Origin of the sequence: Micromonospora sp. NPDC051296 (assembly GCF_040682255.1) — a bacterium.
GTDB classification, from domain to species: domain Bacteria; phylum Actinomycetota; class Actinomycetes; order Mycobacteriales; family Micromonosporaceae; genus Micromonospora; species Micromonospora craterilacus.
The window spans coordinates 1-18550 of record NZ_JBFBAO010000020.1 but is presented as its reverse complement, the minus strand read 5'-3'; the positions used below and the strand labels follow the sequence as shown (position 1 = coordinate 18550).

Here is an 18550-nt window from a genome sequence, read left to right as displayed (position 1 = left end):
CCGTGGGCCTGGCCCGTGGTCGGCTACCGTTTCGTGGCTTCACCGGCTCGACCCCGCCCGACCACGCGATGTGACCAGAGTGATCCAGGTCGCCCCTGTCACAGCGACGAGCCCAGCGGGGTCGAGCCGGTGAAGGCGCGAGGAACGGAGGCGGCGCATGGGCGAGTCGACCTGGCTGGCCGAGCGGTTCGAGGAGCAGCGGCCGCACCTGCGTTCGGTGGCCTACCGGATGCTCGGCTCCCTCGGCGAGGCCGACGACGCCGTGCAGGAGACCTGGCTGCGGCTGTCCCGCACCGACCCGGACGAGCTGGACAACCTCGCCGCCTGGCTGACCACGGTGGTCGCCCGGGTCTGCCTGAACACCTTGCGCTCCCGCCAGCGCCGCCGTGAGGAACCGCTCGACATTTGGGTCCCGGACCCGGTGGTCAGCCCCGCCGGCCCTGAGGACCCGGAGCATGCCGCCGTGCTGGCCGACTCGGTCGGGCTGGCGCTGCTGGTGGTCCTCGACACGCTCACCCCGGCCGAACGACTCGCCTTCGTGCTGCACGACATGTTCGGGGTGCCCTTCGACGAGATCGCCCCGATGCTCGACCGGTCACCCGCCGCGGCCCGGCAACTGGCCAGCCGGGCCCGCCGCCGGGTGCGCGGTCAGACTCCGACCCCGGACGCCGATCTTGCCCGCCAACGCGAGGTGGTCACCGCGTTCCTCGCCGCCGCCCGCGACGGTGACTTCGACGCGCTCGTCGGTGTGCTGCATCCGGACGTGGTGCTGCGCGCCGACGGCGGGGCCACCCGGGCCCGCCACACCACCGTGATCACCGGTGGTCGGCAGGTCGCCGCCGAGGCCACCATGTTCGGCCGGTTCTCCCCGTTCAGCCGGCACGCCGTCATCAACGGCGCGGCCGGTGTGGTCGTCGTGGCGGCCGGCCGCCCCCTGGCGATCATGGCGTTCACCATCACCGACGCACGGATCGCCGAGATCCACGTGATCGCCGACCCGCAACGCCTGGCCCTGCTCAACCTCACCCCCTTCACCACCTGACCTGCCGACCCCGCGTCGCCCCCGCCGCCGCGATCATGCACTTTTCGTCGGGGCAACAGCCGCAGAAGGGGCATTTACCCGACCGAAAGTGCAAGATCGGCGGGGCGGGGGCGGGGCGGGGACGGGGCGGGGCGGGGACGGGGTGGGGTGGGGGAGCGGGGTTAGGGGGTTTGGGTGTAGGCGAGGGGGGTGGTGGTGCCGGCCCAGGTGCCGGTGAGGGTGGCTCGGGTCGGCCGGGCGCTGTTGGTGGGGTCGGGGCGGCGGACCACGGCCAGCTCGACGGTGTCGGTGATGATGATCGTCGGGTCGGCGGCCACGACCCGACGGATGGCACCGACGGTGGGGACCTCGGTGCCGGCGGGGGCGTCGGTGGCGATGTCCATGCTGGCCGGGCGTACCTCGCGTCGGCCGTCGACCTCGAAGTACTCCTCCGCCTGTCCGGTGCCGGCGAGGATGGCGCTGGCCAGCGCCGCAGCGTACACCGGATCGCCGCAGGCGTCGTAGACCCAGCGCCGGCCCAGTACCGAGTGCTCGGTGGTCCCCACCAGCCAGCCGTCGGCACCGTCCAGCGGCGCACCACGGTAGGTCAACGGCACCTGGTGGATCGGCCCGTCGCCGGCGCGGACGAGCAGCGTCTCGATGCCGACCTCGCCGGCCGGGTCGTCGAACCGGTACCCGGCCACGCGTGTCACCTCGGCGCCGGTGTCGCCCTGGTACCAGTCGCGGCCGGGCAGCCAGGCCGTCAGCAGTTCGAGCTTGGTGGGCTGGATCTCCGCCCGATGCAGCAACGCCATGCGCCGCATCGTACGACGATCACCCCGGCGCGGAGGTGCGCGGCGGCTCCGAGCTGGGCGGCGGGCTCGGTTCCGGCGACCGGGTCGGTGTCCGCGTCGGCCGGCCGGTCGGGACCGCGGTGGCGCAGTCCGGCGGGTCGCAGCTCGGTTCGGTCGCTGTCGGTGTCGGCCGCGCGGTTGTCGGCCGCGCCGTCGGTGTCGGTGTCGCGGTCGTCGGTGTCGGGCGCGTCGCCGTCGGCGCGGGCCGTGTCGTAGCGGTGGGCGGCGGCGCGTCGTTCGGGAACTTCGGCTCGGCGAACCGGTACTTGTCCGGGTCGAGCTTCAGCGCGGCCGTCGCCTCCGCCATGAACTGCTGCCAGATCGGGCCGGCACCGCTGGCCCCGTACACGGCGTAGCTGCCGTCCTTCGTCCGCAGCGGCTTGCCGTCGGTGGTCCCGAGCCAGGTCGCGGCGGCGAGGGCGCCGGTGTAGCCGACCATCCAGGTGTGCAGGTTCTTGGTGGTGCTCTGGCCGGCCTGCCAGGTGCCGGTCTTGCCGGCGGTGTCCCAGCCGTTGTCCAACCGGGCTGCCCGCACCCGGCTCAGCGTCCAGTTGAGCTGGGCGATCGCTTCCTCGTCGAGGCCGACCTCGGTCTGCGTCAGCTGCTCTTCGAGGATCTCCTCGTCGCCCTTGGTCACCGACCGAACGAAGTGAGCCTCGGCCCGCTTGCCGCCGGCGGCGAAGGTCGCCATCCCGTTGGCGTGGTCCTCGACGGTGATGCCGTACTGCCCGATGCCGACCTCGGTCGAAAAGTGTTCCGCCGTCTCCGCACCGGGGTGGCCGCGCAACTCGATCCGCTTCGGCTTCGAGTCGCCCTTCTTGTTGGCCCACATCGAGTCGACACCGGCCCGGGTGGCCATGTCGATCACCTTGTCCGTGCCCAGCTTCTCGGTGAGTTCGAAGTAGGTGACGTTGAGCGAGGCGACGGTGGCCTCCCACAGCGCGCAGTCCGGCTGGCACGACGCCCGTTCGGCGTTGCGGATCGGGCCGGCGGGGCTGTCCTTCGTCCGGCCGGAGGCGGGGAACTCCTTGGTGTCGGGGGAGTGGAAGTGCCGCTTGACCGAGATCTCCTCGCGCACCGCCGCAGCCAGGTCGTACACCTTGAACGACGACCCCGGTGGGTGCTGGCCGAATCCGGCGGCCTCGCCGTCTTCGTCGTAGTACCAGCCGGCGTAGTCAGCGCCGGAGCCGTCGTTGCCGCCGTAGTAGCCGAGCACCCGGCCGGTGCCGGGTTCCACCGCCACCAGCGCGGCCTGCCAGTTCTTCGGCTGCCCGCGGACCGCCTCCGGGGCGGTGTCGCGCCGGATGTCGGCGGCCGACTCGGCGGCGTCCTGGACCCGCTTGTCGATGGTGCTGACGATCTTGAATCCGCCGTTGCGTACGTAGTCGGCGGGCTTGTCCTTGAACTGTTCGGTCTGCCGCAGCTCGCTGAGCACGTGGTTGACCACGAGGCCGGTCGGCCGGTCCAGGCCGGACCGGTTGGCGGTGGGGTCGATCGGCTGCACCGTGTCCGGGTACGCCAGGTCGGCCGCCTCCGCCGGCGTCAGGTGGCCCAGCTTCACCATGCCGTCGCGGATGTAGGCCCACCGGTCGAGCGAGTTCTGCCGAGCCTTCGGGCTGCGCTCCGGGTCGTAGCCGGGCTGGCCCTCGGGGTCGTCCGGGTTGGCCTCCGGCTGCTTCACCATCGCGCAGAGCACCATCGCCTCCGCCACGGTGAGCTGCTTCGCCGCCGGGGCGTCGCGGCGCACCGTCTTGCCGAAGTACGCCTGCGCGGCCGCCTCGATCCCGTACGCGCCCCGCCCGAACGGCACCGTGTTCAGGTAGAAGCCGAGGATCTCCTCCTTGCTGTACTCGTCGTCGAGCTTCCACGCGATGACCGCTTCGCGGACCTTGCGGGAGTAGGTGACGCCCTTGAGATCGGCGGCCACCCGGGCGTACTGCTGGGTGATCGTCGAAGCGCCCTGGCGCTCGCCGCCGGTGAGGTTGGCCCAGGCGGCCCGCAGCACGCCCTTGAAGTCGATGCCCTCGTTGGTCCAGAACGTCCGGTCCTCGGCCGCCACGATCGCCTGCTTCGCGGCGTCGTTCATCTGGTCGTACGGCACGATCGTCCGGTTCTCCGAGCCCAGCTTCGCCATCGGCGTCCGACCGTCAGCGAAGTAGACCGTGGTCGACTCCGGCAGGCTCAGGTCGGTGGGGGTGGGCACGCTGTCGACGTAGTAGGTGCCGCCGATGAGACCGATGCCGAGCAGCAGCGCGAGTACCGCAAGGAAGATGGGTATCCGCCGGCGCCGCCGCTTCCGCCCCTCGGGGGCGTCGGTCTGTGCGGGTACGCCGGCAGTGCTCTCGTTGTCAGGATCAGGAAACACGCGTCCCCCGGTACCCCGTCCTCCAGTGGCCGAATCTTGGCCGGCGTTGGCCGCCGGTCATTCCGGGTATACACGGCGAATGGCCGAGCTGCTGGAAGACGGGGACATCTACTTCCTCTACCGCCCCCGGGTGGCGGAGGAACACGTCGACTCGCTGGCCGAGGTGCAGCGGCTACTCGTGGTGATGCACCCGTGGCGGGGGCGGCACCTGCGGCTGCTCGTCGTCGGGCGCAAGCGGCTGCCCGACATCGATGAGCACGACCGATTCTGGGCGTTCGTCGACGAGGTGGTGGACCGGCCCGAGCAGCTGCACAAGGCGCTGCAGGCGCGCGCGTACCGGACGAAGACCCGCGACGAGCGGGAACAGCCACCGGCCCGGCCGGCGGCGGAGGGGGCGTACGTGATCGCCCGGCACGACGACCACACCCATCTCGCGTACGAACTCGAACTGCCCGTGCGTCCCGGCCCGGCCCAGCGGGACCTCAGCATCGAGCCGGAGGCGAGCTACATCGTCACGGTGAAGAACCCGCAGGCGCCCTCCCCGCCCGGGGTCGGCCTCCGCGGGGCCCGGAAGGGCAGGCTGCCCGCCCCGTTGCAGAACGAGTTCCACGGCCGTCGCTTCGCCCCGCTCGACCCGCCGGCCTTCCTGGACCACCCGGGAACCGAGCTCGTCCTCATCGGCGCGGCCCACGACGCCTCGGCGGAGTTGCAGATCGACCTGGACGCGGAGGTGGAGCGGGCGGAGCGGAGCACGATCTTCGGGGACCTGCGGATCGGGCGCCGGGAACGGCCGGTCGCCCCGCTCTTCGCCGGTGAGTGGGCCTGAGGCGTGCCACCCGTCGGTCTGCGGCGTGTCACGTCACCTTGCGCGAGACGTGCTGTCACGCAGTACGACCTGGCCCTTGACGCGCCGTAGTCGCGGGTGGTCGGCCCGTTCGGCCAGCACCAGCTCGAGGGCCATCGCGCCCACGTCGTCGAGTGGCATCTGTACGGTGGTGAGGCTCGGTGTGACATCCCGCAAGGTGGCGATGTCGTCGAAACCCGCCACCGCGAGGTCTTCGGGCACGCGGACGCCGCGGTGACGGCACGCCGCCATCGCGCCCACCGCCATCACATCATTCACGGCGAAGACGCAGTCGGGAGCCAGCCCAAGGTCGAAGGCTTTGGTCATCGCCTCGAAGCCCCCGTCCCGGGTGAACTCGCCGCGGAGCACCTGGTTCCTCGACAGTTGGATGGAGTGCCGGGCGAGTCCCTCTCGAAAGCCCTGGACCCGGTCGGTGGAGGTGCGCACCTCCGGTGGGCCCGCGAGCACCAGGAAACGCCGATGCCCCAACTCGGCCAGGCTCTCCGCCAGGACGCGGGCGCCGGCGCGGTTCTCGAGCACGACCGTGTCGAACCGTTGCCGTCCCTGACTGATGAACACGGCGCGACCACCAGCCGACTCGAACTCCGCCAACTCGTGTTCCAGCTGGTCTTGCGCCAGGGAGTCGTCAATGCGTGAACCGGCCACGATGAGGGCGCAGGCACGCTGGCCACGCAGGGTTCGTACGTACTCGACCTCCCGGTCCGGCCGCCGCAATGTGTTGAAGATTGTCACGACGAGCTGCCGTTCGTCCGCCGCTCGCATCACACCCGTGGCGATCGACGAGAAGTACGGGTCGGCGATGTCATGGACAAGCAGGCCCAGGACGTTGGTGCTCCCTCGAGCCATTGCCTGTGCCGGGCCGTTGGGCGCGTAGGCCAGCTTGTCCGCGGCCGTCAGCACCCGCCGTCTCAGATCCTCGCGAACTCGGCGGCTGCTGCCGTTGAGTGCGCGCGAAGCCGTGGCCAGCGAAACGCCCGCCTCGCGAGCGACATCGGTCAAGGTGGTAACGCCTCTGCCTTTACTCTGCGACACCGCAAGCTCCCGAGCCGTGTAGAGGCGAACGGTCGTTGAGGCTCAGGCCGGCCACGAGTGCGCCTGGCCCAACAACCGGATTCCATGCACCACTAAGTATGGTGCCCCGCTGCCGTACGTATCGCACCGTGTCACTCCCTGGGAAAACGCTTACGCTGCCAGATCCGAGGTGCGGTAACGCATCAGGCCGCGCCACTTGTGACTCAAGATGCACCGGAGAGTCACCACCACCGCGAGGCGAAGCCCGGTGAGAGGGCGAAAAGCCTGGCCAGAATCGGTCAGCGGTACGGCGGCGCAGCCGGCCACCGCCACCGGACGCCGAGCCGATGAAGGCGAGCCGCCCCGACGCAACCGACCCACCGTCTCCTGGTGCTCACCAGCCCCCCGCAGACGGCGATCTTGGACCCGGCTACGCGGCAACGGCAGGCAGCCCGAGCTTCAGGGCGCCGGTCATCTAGACGGCTGTGAGGTTCTGGGCTACGTTGAGCCGGCTGAAGGGAAAGCGCTTACCAAGGAGGGTAGGAGGCGATGAAACGCTTCAGGACAGTATTCACCTATTTCGCGGCTGCGGGCTTGCTGTCGATAGCTGTTCCGGCCATCGCTCAGGCAGAGCAGATTGCTGAAAATGGCACATTGACGGTGGGCGTCTCGAACGCGGGCGGAGGGTTGCGGGCCGCGATCGACGCCACCGGTGTGGATTACGCCGATGTTAACGGCCTGATAATCGATCGCGGTGCGTTGAACAGCACCGACAGCCGATTCATCAACCAGAGCCTCACCAAGCTCACCGATCTCGCGGTCGTCGGGTCGGCTGACTTCGTTGACTCCCAGGTGCCGGCGAGCGCGTTCAGCGGAAACACTTCGCTTAAGAACGTGAAGCTGGACAACACCACCGTGATCGGATCGAGAGCGTTCTACGATCTCGCCACGCTCGTCACCGCCGAAATGCCGAAGGTGACCGTACTGAATGGGCTCGCGTTCAACAACAACGTGGCGTTGCAGAGCGTGTACCTGCCGCGGTTGAAGTCGATCGACAATCGGGCCTTCTACAACGCGTTGTCGTTGAAGTCGCTGACCCTGGGGGAGGAGCCGCCCCAACTTCTGGGGCAGGGGAACTGGTTCCTCTACGCCACCGGGATGACCATCTACGTTCCGGTGGAATCGGCGGTCGAGGCGTACCGGACCGACATCTTCTTCCAGCAGTTCAGGATCCGGTTGATCGGTGACGACAGCAGCAGTCCTGACGATCCCGCCGCGCCCAACACCCCGGAGATCTGCGGCCAGTACTGCGGCCGGATCGGCGGAGCCGACAGCGTCAGGTACCGCGATGGTGAGTACTTCAGGGGCGACTACAAGATCAGCCTCAACCTGTACAGCTTCAATGTCAACATCAACGCGTGGTTGAACAACCGGCAGGACACGCCGCAGCTCGACACGCTGGCATCGATTCGGTGGGCAGCCGAGGCGGGATTTGACGCCGTCGACGTCACGGCCTACTACATCCCGGGGTACAGCAACACCGAGATGCCGACCTTGCCGGACGCCGAGATCAAGGCGTACGCCCGCCAGATCCGGCAGCTGGCCGAGCAGCTCGGCATCGAGATCAGCGGCACCGGTTACCAGAACAACTTCGCCCACCCGAGCGCTGATCGGCGGGCCCTCGATGTCGAACGGGGCAAGTACTGGATCGACGTCGCGGCCGAGATGGGCGCTCCGGTCATCCGGGTGTTCTCCGGGCCGGTGCCGACGGACATCAACACCCTCGGGTGGGAGACGGTCGCCCGAGAGCGCGTCGTCCCGGCACTGCGGCAGCTGGCCGAGTACGGCGCCACCAAGGGAGTTCAGATCGGTCTCCAGAACCACGGGGACATGACCGCCACCGCAGGTCAGACGATCCAGATCCTGAAGTGGATCGACCACGACAACGTCGGCATCGTGAACGACACCGGCTACTTCCGGCCGTTCCGCTACACCACCGGCCTGGACTACGACTGGTACGCCGACATCGCCGAGGTTCTGCCCTACTCGAACAACTTCCAGGTCAAGAAGCGGCCGGCGGGCGCCGAGACCGACACCATCACGGACCTGGACAAGCTGTTCACCGACGTCCGGTACAGCGACTACCGCGGCTACATTCCCGTGGAGCTCCTGTGGGTTCGGGATGAGCCGGGATACCCGCGTGATCTTCCGGAACCGCCCTACCAGGAGGTCAGCTCGTTCCTCGGTGCGGTCAAGGCCTCGTTGGACAACACGAAGGATCTGCCCGAGATCTCGGGCTTCACCGACGTGACGTACGTCGACGGCAGGCTGTCGGGAACGGCATTCACGGATGTCGCCGACCCAGACGCGGAGATCCGCGTGCACACCGCTGACGGCGAGGTCGTTGGATCGCTCCGCGCCACCACCGACGGGAAGAAGACGCCAGAGGGCAGGTACCAGTACCGGTTCGACGGCATCATCGGTGACCATGACGCAGTCAGGTTGCTCGGGCCGCTCGGCCCGTCGATCAACGAGTCCGTCTACCGCTCGGTCGAGATAACTCGAACTGATGACGGCAAGGGCACCGCCGCCATTCGCCAGATGCTGGACTTCCACGTCTCAGCAGGTGAGGTCGGTGGCCCGCTGGTGCCCCAACTGTCGAACACGCTGGACAGTGCGAGTCACCATCTGGCCAAGGGCTCGACGGAGCAGGCAGCCAAGCGCATGCAGGACTTCGTGCGGCACCTTGAGAATCCCGCGATGGACGGGCATGTCACCGCGGCGGCCAGGCAGGACCTGAAGGCAGCTGCTGAAGCGCTGATCGAGGCGTGGACGAAATAACCCAGGCGCGGTCCTTCCCGTGTTGCCTTCGATTGGCGGCACGGGAAGGGCCGCGACGCACGTCCGACCTGTTGGTCGACCCTGCTCTCGTCACCCCTGCTCTCGTCACCCTGCGGCGCGCCCCTTCAGGCCGCAGCGAGCAATCGCCTAGGAGGAGCAGTTCATGAAGATCCTTGGAAGACGCACGTTGACGGGCGGTGTCCTGGCGCTGGTCTGTTCACTGCTCTCGACGTTGGCTCCGGGAACTGGCAACGCGGCCGTCGAACCCGCCCCGCCGTACACGGTCCCGGTGGACCTGGCGCTCGGTTCCGCGGTCGAGAACATAAAGGTGAGCTCGATCCGCGCCGGCTCCACCCCGGAAGCGGTGTTCCGGGCAGGGACCTCACAGTACTGGGACGTCGACCGGTCCCAGTCGACCGCCAGCGCGATCGCGGCGGGGAAGAACCGGTTCTGGGTCGCCGTCGACCTTGGCGATGAGAAGGCCTTCTCGCAGTTCGTCGTTGCCTTCCAGACGAACTTCACGGAACTCAAAGAGCGAGTCTCCGAGTATCGAGTCGAGTACACCAGCGATGCCGGCAAATGGAACGAACTCTCCACGACCGCCAGAGCAGGGGCGGCGGGTCTGGAGGACTACCGGCCGCCGAGGGACTGGACCATCGCCGCTGAGCAGGACACCGCTGACCTGGTTGACGGTAACGGCAACAAGACGATGGTGCACACGATGGCGACGCCGGTCACCGCCAGGTACGTCATGTTGACCGGCGAGATGAAGCTGAATGCAAACTTCATCCGGATCTTCAACTTCATGGTCCTCACCAGAGTGACGGCCGAGCCGCCTCCGGACCCGAACCACCCGACGGAGAACGTCGTCGACATCGTTCCCGACCATCCGGGTATGAGCCTGACGATCGGTCGACCAGCCCTGGTGGAGCAGGGCGGCCCGATGCCCAGGTTCAACGTGGTTGCCCGCAAACGGATAACCATCGGCGGTGTGATCAGGAACCCTCGGGGCGATACCGTGCACACGGTTCCCCAGCGGGACCTCGACGAGGGCGCCCAGTTGGTGGTCGCGCCGAGCGTGACGGCTGACAGCGGCGGCACGTACGTCGCGGAGTTCGAGATCGGTGACGGTGACAAGCGGTACTTCGACACGTACTACTTCACCGCGGTGCCCGGAGCCAACGCCCACGGCGAGCACAACCCGTATCCGGCGGTCCAGGTCGGCAGTGACGGCCGGCTTGTCTACACCCCGGACCACAAGGGCAACCGGGTGGTGGACTACTCCAACGTCGGCTTCAAGGGCGGAGGAGTGGCGATACCCAATGTTCCGGTCAAGATCATCCTTGAGCCGGTCGGCGGTGGTGTGGATGACTATCAACGCCTCCAGCAGGCGATCGACACCCTCAGTCAACTGAAGCCCGACAAGGACGGGTTCCGGGGAGCGCTCCTGCTCAAGGCCGGAACGTACCGAACGAGTCGGACCCTCGAGGTCGGCGCGAGTGGAATCGTCATCAAGGGGGAGGGGCCGGGGACGGTTGACCATGGTGCGCCACCGATAACCCCGGACAACTGGTATGACTACGCACAGTCGGAGGAGTTCGAGCCGGCGGTGACCAAGCTGGTCGCCACCTGGAGATCGACGACGTACGACAAGAACACGCCCGTGATCAACGTTGCGGGTAGCTCGACCGCGGACACCGGGGCGCCGGCAGCGGTGGTCGATCAATATGTCCCGGCGGGTGCCCACACCATCCGGTTGGCGAACACCGACGGCCTCCGGCCCGGCGACACCGTGGTGGTGAACAAGGCCGTGAACCGGGCGTGGGTTCACGACCTGTACATGGACGCGATCACCGACTATCCGGGCGGGCTCTCCGCGAATCAGTGGTCCGACGACCTCTCCTACTGGGACAACCTCGATCAGGAACGAACCATCAAGGCGGTGGACCAGGCGAGGTCCACCATCACGATCGAGGAGCCGTTGGTCGACGCGCTCGACATGAAGTACGGAACCGCCACCGTCCGAAAGCTGATCCCGACCGGAAGGATCCAGGGGGTAGGTGTCGAGAACATCCAGCTGATCTCCCGGTTCGACAAGTCCGTCACGGGAACCAGCACGGCCTTCGGGACCACTTACAAGCAGTACGAGGACGAACTGCACGCGCAGGTCGGTGTGCGGTTCTCGCACGCCGAGAACGTCTGGGTACGGAACTACACCACCTACCACATCGACGTGGGTGTGTCGGTCAACAACGGTGTGCGGTGGTTGACCGTCCAGGACGCCAACGTGGTCGAGTTCGTCAGTAAGACGACCGCCGGCGAGCGCCGGTACGGCATCTCGATCTCCGGCGGAACGGGCGTCCTCGTGCAGCGGGCCTTCGCGCGATATGCACGTCACGCATACGTACTCCAGGCGAGGGTCACCGGCCCATACGTGTTCCACGATTCGACGGCCCTGTACAACATGGATGCCAGTGAGCCACATCTGAGGTGGTCCGCGGGCGGCCTCTTCGACCAGATGAACGCCCGGATCTATGTGCAGAACAGATGGAGCAATGGCACGGCGCACGGCTGGGCGGGCGTCAACTACACCTTGTGGAACAACCACGGCCCTTACATGATCAGCCAACCCCCACTGGCGGCGAACTACCTGTTCGGACAGTCCGCGGAATCCCCACGCGTGCCGTTCATCATGGAAAACGTGGACCCGGGGTACGTGCCGAACTTCCCGGCTTACGAGTATGGCAACGGCGCGGCCGTCACGCCCGACAGCCTGTTCCTGCACCAGTTGGCCGACCGGCTGGGTGCCGGGGCGGTGCGTAACATCAGCTCGACCGTGGTGCCCGACTACATCGACGAGTCGGACACCGTGGACACGAGAATTCCCAAGCTGGCCGGGATATATCTGGACGGCGAGCCGCTGTCGGGCTTTGATCCGGACGTGACGCGGTACACCGTTGCCGTACCACTGGACAATGAGGCTCCGGCCCTGACGGCGGTTGGCGAAGAGGGTTCGATCGTTTCGGTCACGGAGCCGGACGACCATTACGCGCAGCCGTACGTGATCGCGGTCGACGCCGGCACTGACATCGACGGACGCTATACCGTCGCGTACGACATGGTGCCGAAGCATCAGCGGGTGACGGCGAGCCATGGGGCCGGCACTGTCGCGAATCTCCTGGACGGGAACAAGGACACCGTGTGGGACGTGTCCTCAAGTACCGGAGCGTCGGCGCGCTTCTACCTCGGCGACAGTCCGAGGATGGTCGACCGCGTCTCGATCGGATTCGCGAAGAACACCCAGAGCAGACGGCAGTACTACTTCGACATCGACGTGTCTGTGGATGGCGTGACCTGGCACCGGGTGCTCAACCCGACGTGGCAGTTGGACAACCTCGGGCATGGCCACATCATGAGCCATCAGGTCCTCCCCGGTGCCGAGACCTCGCTCGAGGACGTGGAGGAGTTTCTGTTCGAGGCATCGGTCGAGGCGCGGCTCGTACGGATCACGGGGTACGGCAGCCGGGATGGTACGGGTACCGGGACCTCGACCTCCAACCGCTACTTCTCGGTGGAGATCGGCGGCGCCGAGCTTGACGGTGCCATCACCGTCGTGCCGGTGGACGTCAGCACGTTCGCGGGCCGGGCCCCCGTGCTGCCGACCGAGGTCACCGTCCGCAATCGCGATGGATCGAGCGTCAGCGTAGCGGTGGAGTGGGACGGTGTTGATCCGGGCCGACTCGAGCATCCGGGCCGGCTCACGGTCGGGGGACGCGTCGACGGTGTGTCGCTGCGTGCGTTGGCGCGCATCACGGTGACGGCGCCACCGGGTACCGCGGCGATCCGCGAGTTGATCGGGGAGTACCGCTTGTCGGGGGATCTGGGCGGTCCGTTGGCGACGCAGCTGGGTAACGCCTTGGCCAGCGCCGATCATCATGCGGGCAAGGGCTCGTTCGACACTGCCGCCCGGCACCTGGAGGTTTTCCTGCGGCATCTGGGTAACCCGCCGCTGCAAGGGCACGTGTCAGAGACCGCCAGGTCGACGTTGGCCTCGAAGGCGGAGGAGTTGCTCGGCTTCTGGTCGAGCGGGAGATAACGCACTTCGCTCGGTCGCCGTGGCGTTCGCGCGGCGACCGAGCGGTGCGTCCTGCCCTCGCGTCGGAACTACCCGTTACGGGTTCAGCACGTCGACGGCGAGTTCCCGCACGACCGCCTCGTCGACGTCCACCCCGAGGCCGGGGCCGGTCGGTACCCGGGCGATGCCGTCGGTGACCTCGACGGTCGCCCCGGTGGCGTAGGACGACTTCAGGAACTGACGCCCGTTGAGATCCACCGGTGTGTCGATGCCGAACGCGGCGAACAGGTGCAGCGAGGCAGCGAGGCCGAGGTCGGAGTCGGTGAGTCCCGAGCCCATCAGGCGTACGCCGCTGTCCTCGGCCAACGCGCACAGTCGGCGCGACAGGGTCAGGCCGCCGCTGCGCTGCACCTTGGCGATCGCCACGTCCACGGCTTCCAGCTTGACGAAGGTGGCCAGGTCACTGGGGTGGCGCAGGCTCTCGTCGAGCGCGACGGGAAGGGGGGATGCCTCTCGCAGTCGGCGAAACCCGGCCACATCGTTGGCCGGCAGCGGCTGCTCGAACGCGGTGACGCCCAACTCGGCCATGTTGCGCGCCATCCGCAGTGCGGCGTCCACGGTGTATCCCTGGTTGGCGTCCACCCACAGTGGGGCGTCCGGGGCCGCCTCACGGACCGCGCGCACGACGGCGGTGTCCTCCGCCTCGGTGTGCAGGCCGACCTTGACCTTGAAGGCGCGGTACCCGAGGTCGAAGCCCTCGGCCACGCAGTCGGCGACCTCGTCCGCCGTCTGCCCGGAGACGATCCAGCCCAGCTCGACCGTGTCCTGGCGGCGCTGCCCCCACAGCATCCCGACCGGTACGCCGAGCGCCCGGCCGAGCAGGTCGTGCAGCGCGATGTCGACCGCGCACTTGGCCAGCGGCGCGCCGATCGTGAACCCGCGGTTGATGGCCCGGTCGAACACCGTGGTCACGCCGTCGAGGTCCCAGCACGGGCGGCCGAGGATCGCCGGCGCCAGGTAGCGGTCGATGGTGGTGACGATGGACTCCGCCGTCTCGTACGTCCAGGCCGGGATCGGGGTCGCCTCGCCCCAGCCGACGACGCCGTCCGCGCTGACCTTCACGAGGATCCGGATGCTGGGCTTGCCGGCGACGGCGACGGATCCGCCGGACACGCCGAAGGAACGCAGCGTGGGGAGCGCGACGGCGAAGGTCTCGACGCGATCGATCGTGAGGCCGGCCAGGGCCGGGGTGGGTTGGTTCACTAGGTGCCTCTCTCTACAGGACTTTCGCGGTACTGGCGCGGAGGACGACCTCACCGGCCATCCGGTGGATGCGGCGGCGCCGTCCGGGGTTCTCGGTGAGGGCGAGTTCGATGGCCCGTTCCCCCAACTGCGGCAGCGGCAGGGCGACGGTGGTGAGGGGCGGGGTGAGGTCACGGACGATCGGGATGTCGTCGAAGCCGGCGACCGACACGTCGGCCGGCACCGACAATCCGTGGTCGCGCAGTGCGGCGACCGCGCCGATGGCCATCACGTCGGTCATGGCGAAGACACAGGTGGCATCCAGGCCGCGCGTCAACACCTCGGTCATCGCCGCGTACCCACCGTCACGGGTGAAGGCGCTTTCGACGATGTCGGCGGGGCGCAGGGGTACGCCCGCCTTCCTCAGTTCGTTGCGGAAGCCGCCGATCCGGTCGGCGACGGTGGTCAGCGTCCGTGGCCCGGCGAGCACGGTGAACCGGCGGTGTCCCAGGTCCAGCAGGGCCCGGGCCATGGCCGCCGCCCCGGCGCGGTTCTCGGGCAGCACGGTGTCCACCCGCAGGCTGCGGTGCCGGCTTACCACCGCGACGCGACCGCCACCCTTCAGGTACGGCTCCAGTTCGGCGCCGAGGGCCCGCTCCCAGTCCGGATTCTCGAACCCGGAGCCGATGAGCAGGATGGCGGCGGCGCGTTCGGCGCGCAGCATCGACACGTACGCGACTTCCCGCTCGGGGTCGCGGAACGTGCTGGCGAGCGTCACCAGCAGGTCGTGCTCGCTGGCGACCCGCATGATTCCGCCGGCCACGGCCGCGAAGTAGGGGTCGCTGACGTCGTGGCAGATGACCCCGACGGTGCGGTGGGCAGCGCCGGCGAGGGCCCGGGCGTGCGCGTTCGGGGTGTAGGCCAGCTCTTCGGCGGCCTTGAGCACCCGTTCGCGTAGGTGGGGTCGTACCTGCGTGGTCCCGTTGAGCGCCCGGGAAGCCGTCGCGGGCGAGACACCTGCGGCCTTGGCCACATCTTCGAGCGTCGAGTGAGGCCGTGGCTGCATTGAGTCACCCCGAGGAAGTTCTTGACCGGCTTGTTTCGGCGTGGTTACGTTAGCACCCGGAAAGCGCTTACAGAAAGCGCATTCAGTCGCAGGGCCTGGTACGGCGGGGTAAGAAGTAGCTCCGTCTACAACGATGGCCCGCGCCTACCTAGCGGCTGCTGAACCCCGGACAGCCCAAGGAGAACGGAGGGTCATGGCCGCGCAGAGCTCAACCGACCTGCTGGAGCGGACGAAGTCCGCCCAGGGGGGCGCGGTGAAAGCCCGCCGCCCAGTGAGCGCAGGAGCGAACGTCGCCCGCTTCGTTCAGGGAACGTGGCGTCCGTTCGCCGTGCTCGTGGCGATCTTCGTCGCCTGGTGGGCGGTGACCGCCGCGAACCTCATTGAGCCGTACCTTGTTCCGTCGCCTGGCAGGACGCTCGACGTCATCCTCAGCCAGTCCGGCTACTTCGCCCACAACACCTGGATCACCGCGTACGAGACGGTCCTTGGCTTCGCGATCGCGATCGTCGTCGGTGTGGTCTCCGCCGTCGTCATGGTCTACTCGCCGACGGTCGAGAAGAGCCTTTACCCGCTACTGCTGTTCGCCCAGGTCATCCCGAAGATCGCGATCGCCCCGCTGTTCGTCGTCTGGCTCGGCTTCGGCCTGACGCCGAAGATCGTGGTCGCGGTCCTGATGGCCTTCTTCCCCATCGTCATCTCCACGGTCACCGGCCTCAAGTCGATCGACCCCGAGATGCTGCAACTGTCGGCGACGATGGGAGCCGGTCCGGGACAGACGTTCTGGAAGATCCGGTTCCCCGCCTCGCTGCCACACCTGTTCGCGGGCCTGAAGGTCGCCGCGACGATGGCCGTGACCGGTGCCGTGGTCGGCGAGTTCGTCGGCGCCAACGAGGGCCTCGGCTACGTGATCCTCCAGGCCAACGGCAACCTCGACACCCCCATGCTCTTCGCCGGGTTGCTGATCATGTCTCTGCTCGGCGTGGTCCTGTTCGTCCTCGTCGAGCTGCTCGAATATTTCGTCCTTCCCTGGCACGCCAGCCGCCGTACCGACGCCGCTACGACGTCGCTGTAAAGGAGAAGTCCATGAAGTTGCGTTCCCTCGCCGCAGTGCTCATGCCGGCACTGCTACTGGCCGCCGCCACCGGCTGCGGCTCGAACTCGGGCGAACAGAGCAAGAACGCCGAGGGCCTCGACCAGGTCACCCTCACCCTCAACTGGTACCCCTACGGCGAGCACGCGCCGTTCTACTTCGGCAAGAAGCAGGGCATCTTCGAGAAGCACGGCATCGACCTGACCATCCAGGCCGGCCAGGGCTCCCAGAAGACGATCCAGGCGACCGCCGCCGGGCAGACCGACTTCGGCTGGGCGGACACCCCCGCCCTCCTGGGCGGGGTGAGTCAGGGCCTGAAGGTCAAGAGTCTCGGTGTGTTCCTGCAGACGACCGCGTCGTCCGTGCAGTTCTTCAGCGACAAGAACATCAACTCGCCGGCCGACCTCAAGGGCAAGACGATCGCCACCACCGCCGGCGACGCGCTCAGCCGGACCTTCCCGGCCTTCCTCAAGGCCAACGGCATGGACGTCAGCGACGTCACCCTGCAGAACACCGACGGCGCGGGCAAGATGGCGGCCGTCATCTCCGGCCAGACCGACGCGCTGCTCGGCTTCGCCACCGACCAGGGCCCGACGATGCAGGAGAAGGCCGGCAAGCCGGTCTCCTACCTGAAGTTCTCCGAGCACGGCCTCAGCTTCTACAGCAACGGCCTGCTCGCCAACGAGGACACCATCAAGAACAAGAAGGACCTCGTCACGCGCATGGTCGCCGCCACCAGCGAGGCGTGGACCGCGGCCGCGGGCAACGCGGCCGGCGCGGTGGACGCGATGGAGGGCGCCTCCCAGCAGCTTCCCTCCAAGAAGGTTCTCACCGAGCAGTTCAACGCCACGCTTCAGCTGCTGCACACCGACGCCACCAAGGGTCAGGCACCGGGCGTGAACGCCGAGGACGACTGGAACAAGACCATCGCGATCTTCGCCGAGGCGGGCGTGATCACGAAGGCCGAGTCGCCGGCGACGTACTGGGACGCGAGCTTCGCGCCGAAGGGATGACCTCGATGATGGCCGGTAACACCACCAAGCAGCGGCCCGCGGACGCCACGACGACCGGCGCCGCGGTCGAGATCGACGATGTCGCGGTCCGGTTCCGCACCAAGAAGAAGGACGTCACCGCGCTCACCGACGTCTCGCTACGGATCGAGCCGGGCGAGTTCGTGTCGATCGTCGGCGCCTCCGGCTGCGGCAAGTCGACGCTGCTCAAGCTGGTGTCCGGCCTGCTGCGACCGTCGTCGGGACAGGTCCGGCTGCACGGCGAGGACGTCCAGGGGCCGCGGCGCGACATCGGGTACGTCTTCCAGCGCGCCGCCCTCCTGGACTGGCGCACCGCGCGGCGCAACATCCTGCTCCAAGCCGAGATCCGGCGGATGCCGAGGGCGGAGGCGCGCGAGCGCGTCGACGCGCTGATCGCGATGACCGGCCTGACCGGCTTCGAGGATGCCTACCCGAACGAGCTGTCCGGCGGCATGCAGCAGCGCGTGGCCCTGTGCCGCGCGTTGCTGCACCGCCCGCCGGTCCTGCTGATGGACGAACCGTTCGGCGCGCTCGACGCGCTCACCCGTGAGCAGATGAACATCGAGCTACGCCGGATCTGGCGGGAGACCGGAACGACGGTCCTGCTCGTCACGCACTCCATCGCGGAGGCCGTCTACCTCGCCAACCGGGTGGTCGTCATGACTCCGCGCCCAGGCACCGTCGCCGAACTCATCGATGTGGATCTGCCCACCGACCGAGACTACGGCCAGACGATGGCCGAGCCGGCGTTCGCCCGCGCCACCGGGCGGATCCGCGACCTGCTCGGCGCGACGACGACCGCCGAATAGAACACAGAAGAGTTGGAAGGAAACACAGTGGAGCGTACGTCAATCGGTATCGTCCTCAACGGCGTGACCGGGCGGATGGGGTACCGACAGCACCTGGTCCGCTCCCTGCTCGCCATCCGGGAACAGGGCGGCCTGCCCGCCCGCGACGGCAGCCGGATCTGGCCGGAGCTGACGCTCGTCGGCCGCAACGAGGCCAAGCTCGCCGAGATCGCCGGCCGGCACGGGCTCACGTCGTACACGACGGACCTGGCGGCCGCCCTCGCCGACCCGGCCAACCAGA

12 protein-coding genes and 1 pseudogene are annotated in these 18550 nt (G+C 68.1%); 8 read left to right on the top strand and 5 right to left on the bottom strand.

What is annotated here, in order from left to right:
• Nucleotides 1-157: 157 nt before the first annotated feature.
• Nucleotides 158-1042 (top strand): RNA polymerase sigma factor SigJ, encoded by an 885-nt coding sequence (gene sigJ, locus AB0M52_RS04065; RefSeq protein ID WP_363948609.1) that lies wholly within the window; start codon nt 158-160, stop codon nt 1040-1042.
• A gap of 161 nt (nt 1043-1203) precedes the next feature.
• Here sigJ and AB0M52_RS04060 read toward each other — a convergent pair whose 3' ends face one another.
• Together AB0M52_RS04060 and AB0M52_RS04055 are read right to left on the bottom strand one after the other, a co-directional pair.
• A complete protein-coding gene (locus AB0M52_RS04060; RefSeq protein WP_363948607.1) occupies nt 1204-1836 on the bottom strand; it encodes a hypothetical protein in 633 nt (210 codons plus the stop codon).
• 19 nt (nt 1837-1855) lie between these two features.
• Complete coding sequence (locus tag AB0M52_RS04055; protein WP_363948605.1) at nt 1856-4240, bottom strand: transglycosylase domain-containing protein; 2385 nt, start codon at nt 4238-4240, stop codon at nt 1856-1858.
• 79 nt (nt 4241-4319) lie between these two features.
• On the opposite strand from AB0M52_RS04055, the gene AB0M52_RS04050 reads away from it, so the two are divergent.
• Nucleotides 4320-5066 carry a hypothetical protein gene (locus AB0M52_RS04050; protein WP_363948603.1) on the top strand — a complete coding sequence of 249 codons (747 nt, stop codon included), beginning with the start codon at nt 4320-4322 and terminating at the stop codon, nt 5064-5066.
• 33 nt (nt 5067-5099) lie between these two features.
• Here AB0M52_RS04050 and AB0M52_RS04045 read toward each other — a convergent pair whose 3' ends face one another.
• Entirely contained in the window at nt 5100-6104 is a 1005-nt protein-coding gene (locus AB0M52_RS04045) for a LacI family DNA-binding transcriptional regulator (RefSeq protein ID WP_363948600.1), read from the bottom strand.
• Nucleotides 6105-6665: 561 nt separating this feature from the next.
• Between AB0M52_RS04045 and AB0M52_RS04040 the strand changes: the two genes are divergently transcribed.
• Together AB0M52_RS04040 and AB0M52_RS04035 are read left to right on the top strand one after the other, a co-directional pair.
• Nucleotides 6666-8957 carry a TIM barrel protein gene (locus AB0M52_RS04040; protein WP_363948598.1) on the top strand — a complete coding sequence of 764 codons (2292 nt, stop codon included), beginning with the start codon at nt 6666-6668 and terminating at the stop codon, nt 8955-8957.
• A 163-nt stretch (nt 8958-9120) separates the two neighbouring features.
• Nucleotides 9121-13053: a discoidin domain-containing protein gene (locus tag AB0M52_RS04035; protein WP_363948595.1), complete on the top strand. Its 3933-nt coding sequence runs from the start codon at nt 9121-9123 to the stop codon at nt 13051-13053.
• A gap of 75 nt (nt 13054-13128) precedes the next feature.
• Here the strand turns inward: AB0M52_RS04035 and AB0M52_RS04030 are convergent, their stop codons facing one another.
• Nucleotides 13129-14295, bottom strand: a complete 1167-nt coding sequence (locus AB0M52_RS04030; protein WP_363948592.1) for a dipeptide epimerase — start codon at nt 14293-14295, stop codon at nt 13129-13131.
• A gap of 13 nt (nt 14296-14308) precedes the next feature.
• Nucleotides 14309-15340 (bottom strand): LacI family DNA-binding transcriptional regulator, encoded by a 1032-nt coding sequence (locus tag AB0M52_RS04025; protein ID WP_363948589.1) that lies wholly within the window; start codon nt 15338-15340, stop codon nt 14309-14311.
• 193 nt (nt 15341-15533) lie between these two features.
• Here AB0M52_RS04025 and AB0M52_RS04020 point away from each other — a divergent pair, with 193 nt between their 5' ends.
• The 4 genes and pseudogenes from AB0M52_RS04020 to AB0M52_RS04005 all read left to right on the top strand — a co-directional run.
• Nucleotides 15534-16412: an ABC transporter permease gene (locus AB0M52_RS04020; protein WP_363948587.1), complete on the top strand. Its 879-nt coding sequence runs from the start codon at nt 15534-15536 to the stop codon at nt 16410-16412.
• An 11-nt stretch (nt 16413-16423) separates the two neighbouring features.
• A complete protein-coding gene (locus AB0M52_RS04015) occupies nt 16424-17443 on the top strand; it encodes an ABC transporter substrate-binding protein (RefSeq protein WP_363948584.1) in 1020 nt (339 codons plus the stop codon).
• A 5-nt stretch (nt 17444-17448) separates the two neighbouring features.
• Nucleotides 17449-18270 (top strand): ABC transporter ATP-binding protein, encoded by an 822-nt coding sequence (locus AB0M52_RS04010; RefSeq protein WP_363948581.1) that lies wholly within the window; start codon nt 17449-17451, stop codon nt 18268-18270.
• A gap of 27 nt (nt 18271-18297) precedes the next feature.
• Nucleotides 18298-18550: pseudogene (locus AB0M52_RS04005) on the top strand (gfo/Idh/MocA family oxidoreductase); the annotation flags it as partial.

Bases quoted from the DNA above. Each gene is read 5' to 3' on its own strand.
- sigJ (WP_363948609.1), top strand. From the start codon at position 158: ATGGGCGAGTCGACCTGGCTGGCCGAGCGGTTCGAGGAGCAGCGGCCG.
- AB0M52_RS04060 (WP_363948607.1), bottom strand. From the start codon at position 1,836: ATGGCGTTGCTGCATCGGGCGGAGATCCAGCCCACCAAGCTCGAACTG.
- AB0M52_RS04050 (WP_363948603.1), top strand. From the start codon at position 4,320: ATGGCCGAGCTGCTGGAAGACGGGGACATCTACTTCCTCTACCGCCCC.
- AB0M52_RS04040 (WP_363948598.1), top strand. From the start codon at position 6,666: ATGAAACGCTTCAGGACAGTATTCACCTATTTCGCGGCTGCGGGCTTG.
- AB0M52_RS04035 (WP_363948595.1), top strand. From the start codon at position 9,121: ATGAAGATCCTTGGAAGACGCACGTTGACGGGCGGTGTCCTGGCGCTG.
- AB0M52_RS04025 (WP_363948589.1), bottom strand. From the start codon at position 15,340: ATGCAGCCACGGCCTCACTCGACGCTCGAAGATGTGGCCAAGGCCGCA.
- AB0M52_RS04020 (WP_363948587.1), top strand. From the start codon at position 15,534: ATGGCCGCGCAGAGCTCAACCGACCTGCTGGAGCGGACGAAGTCCGCC.
- AB0M52_RS04015 (WP_363948584.1), top strand. From the start codon at position 16,424: ATGAAGTTGCGTTCCCTCGCCGCAGTGCTCATGCCGGCACTGCTACTG.
- AB0M52_RS04010 (WP_363948581.1), top strand. From the start codon at position 17,449: ATGATGGCCGGTAACACCACCAAGCAGCGGCCCGCGGACGCCACGACG.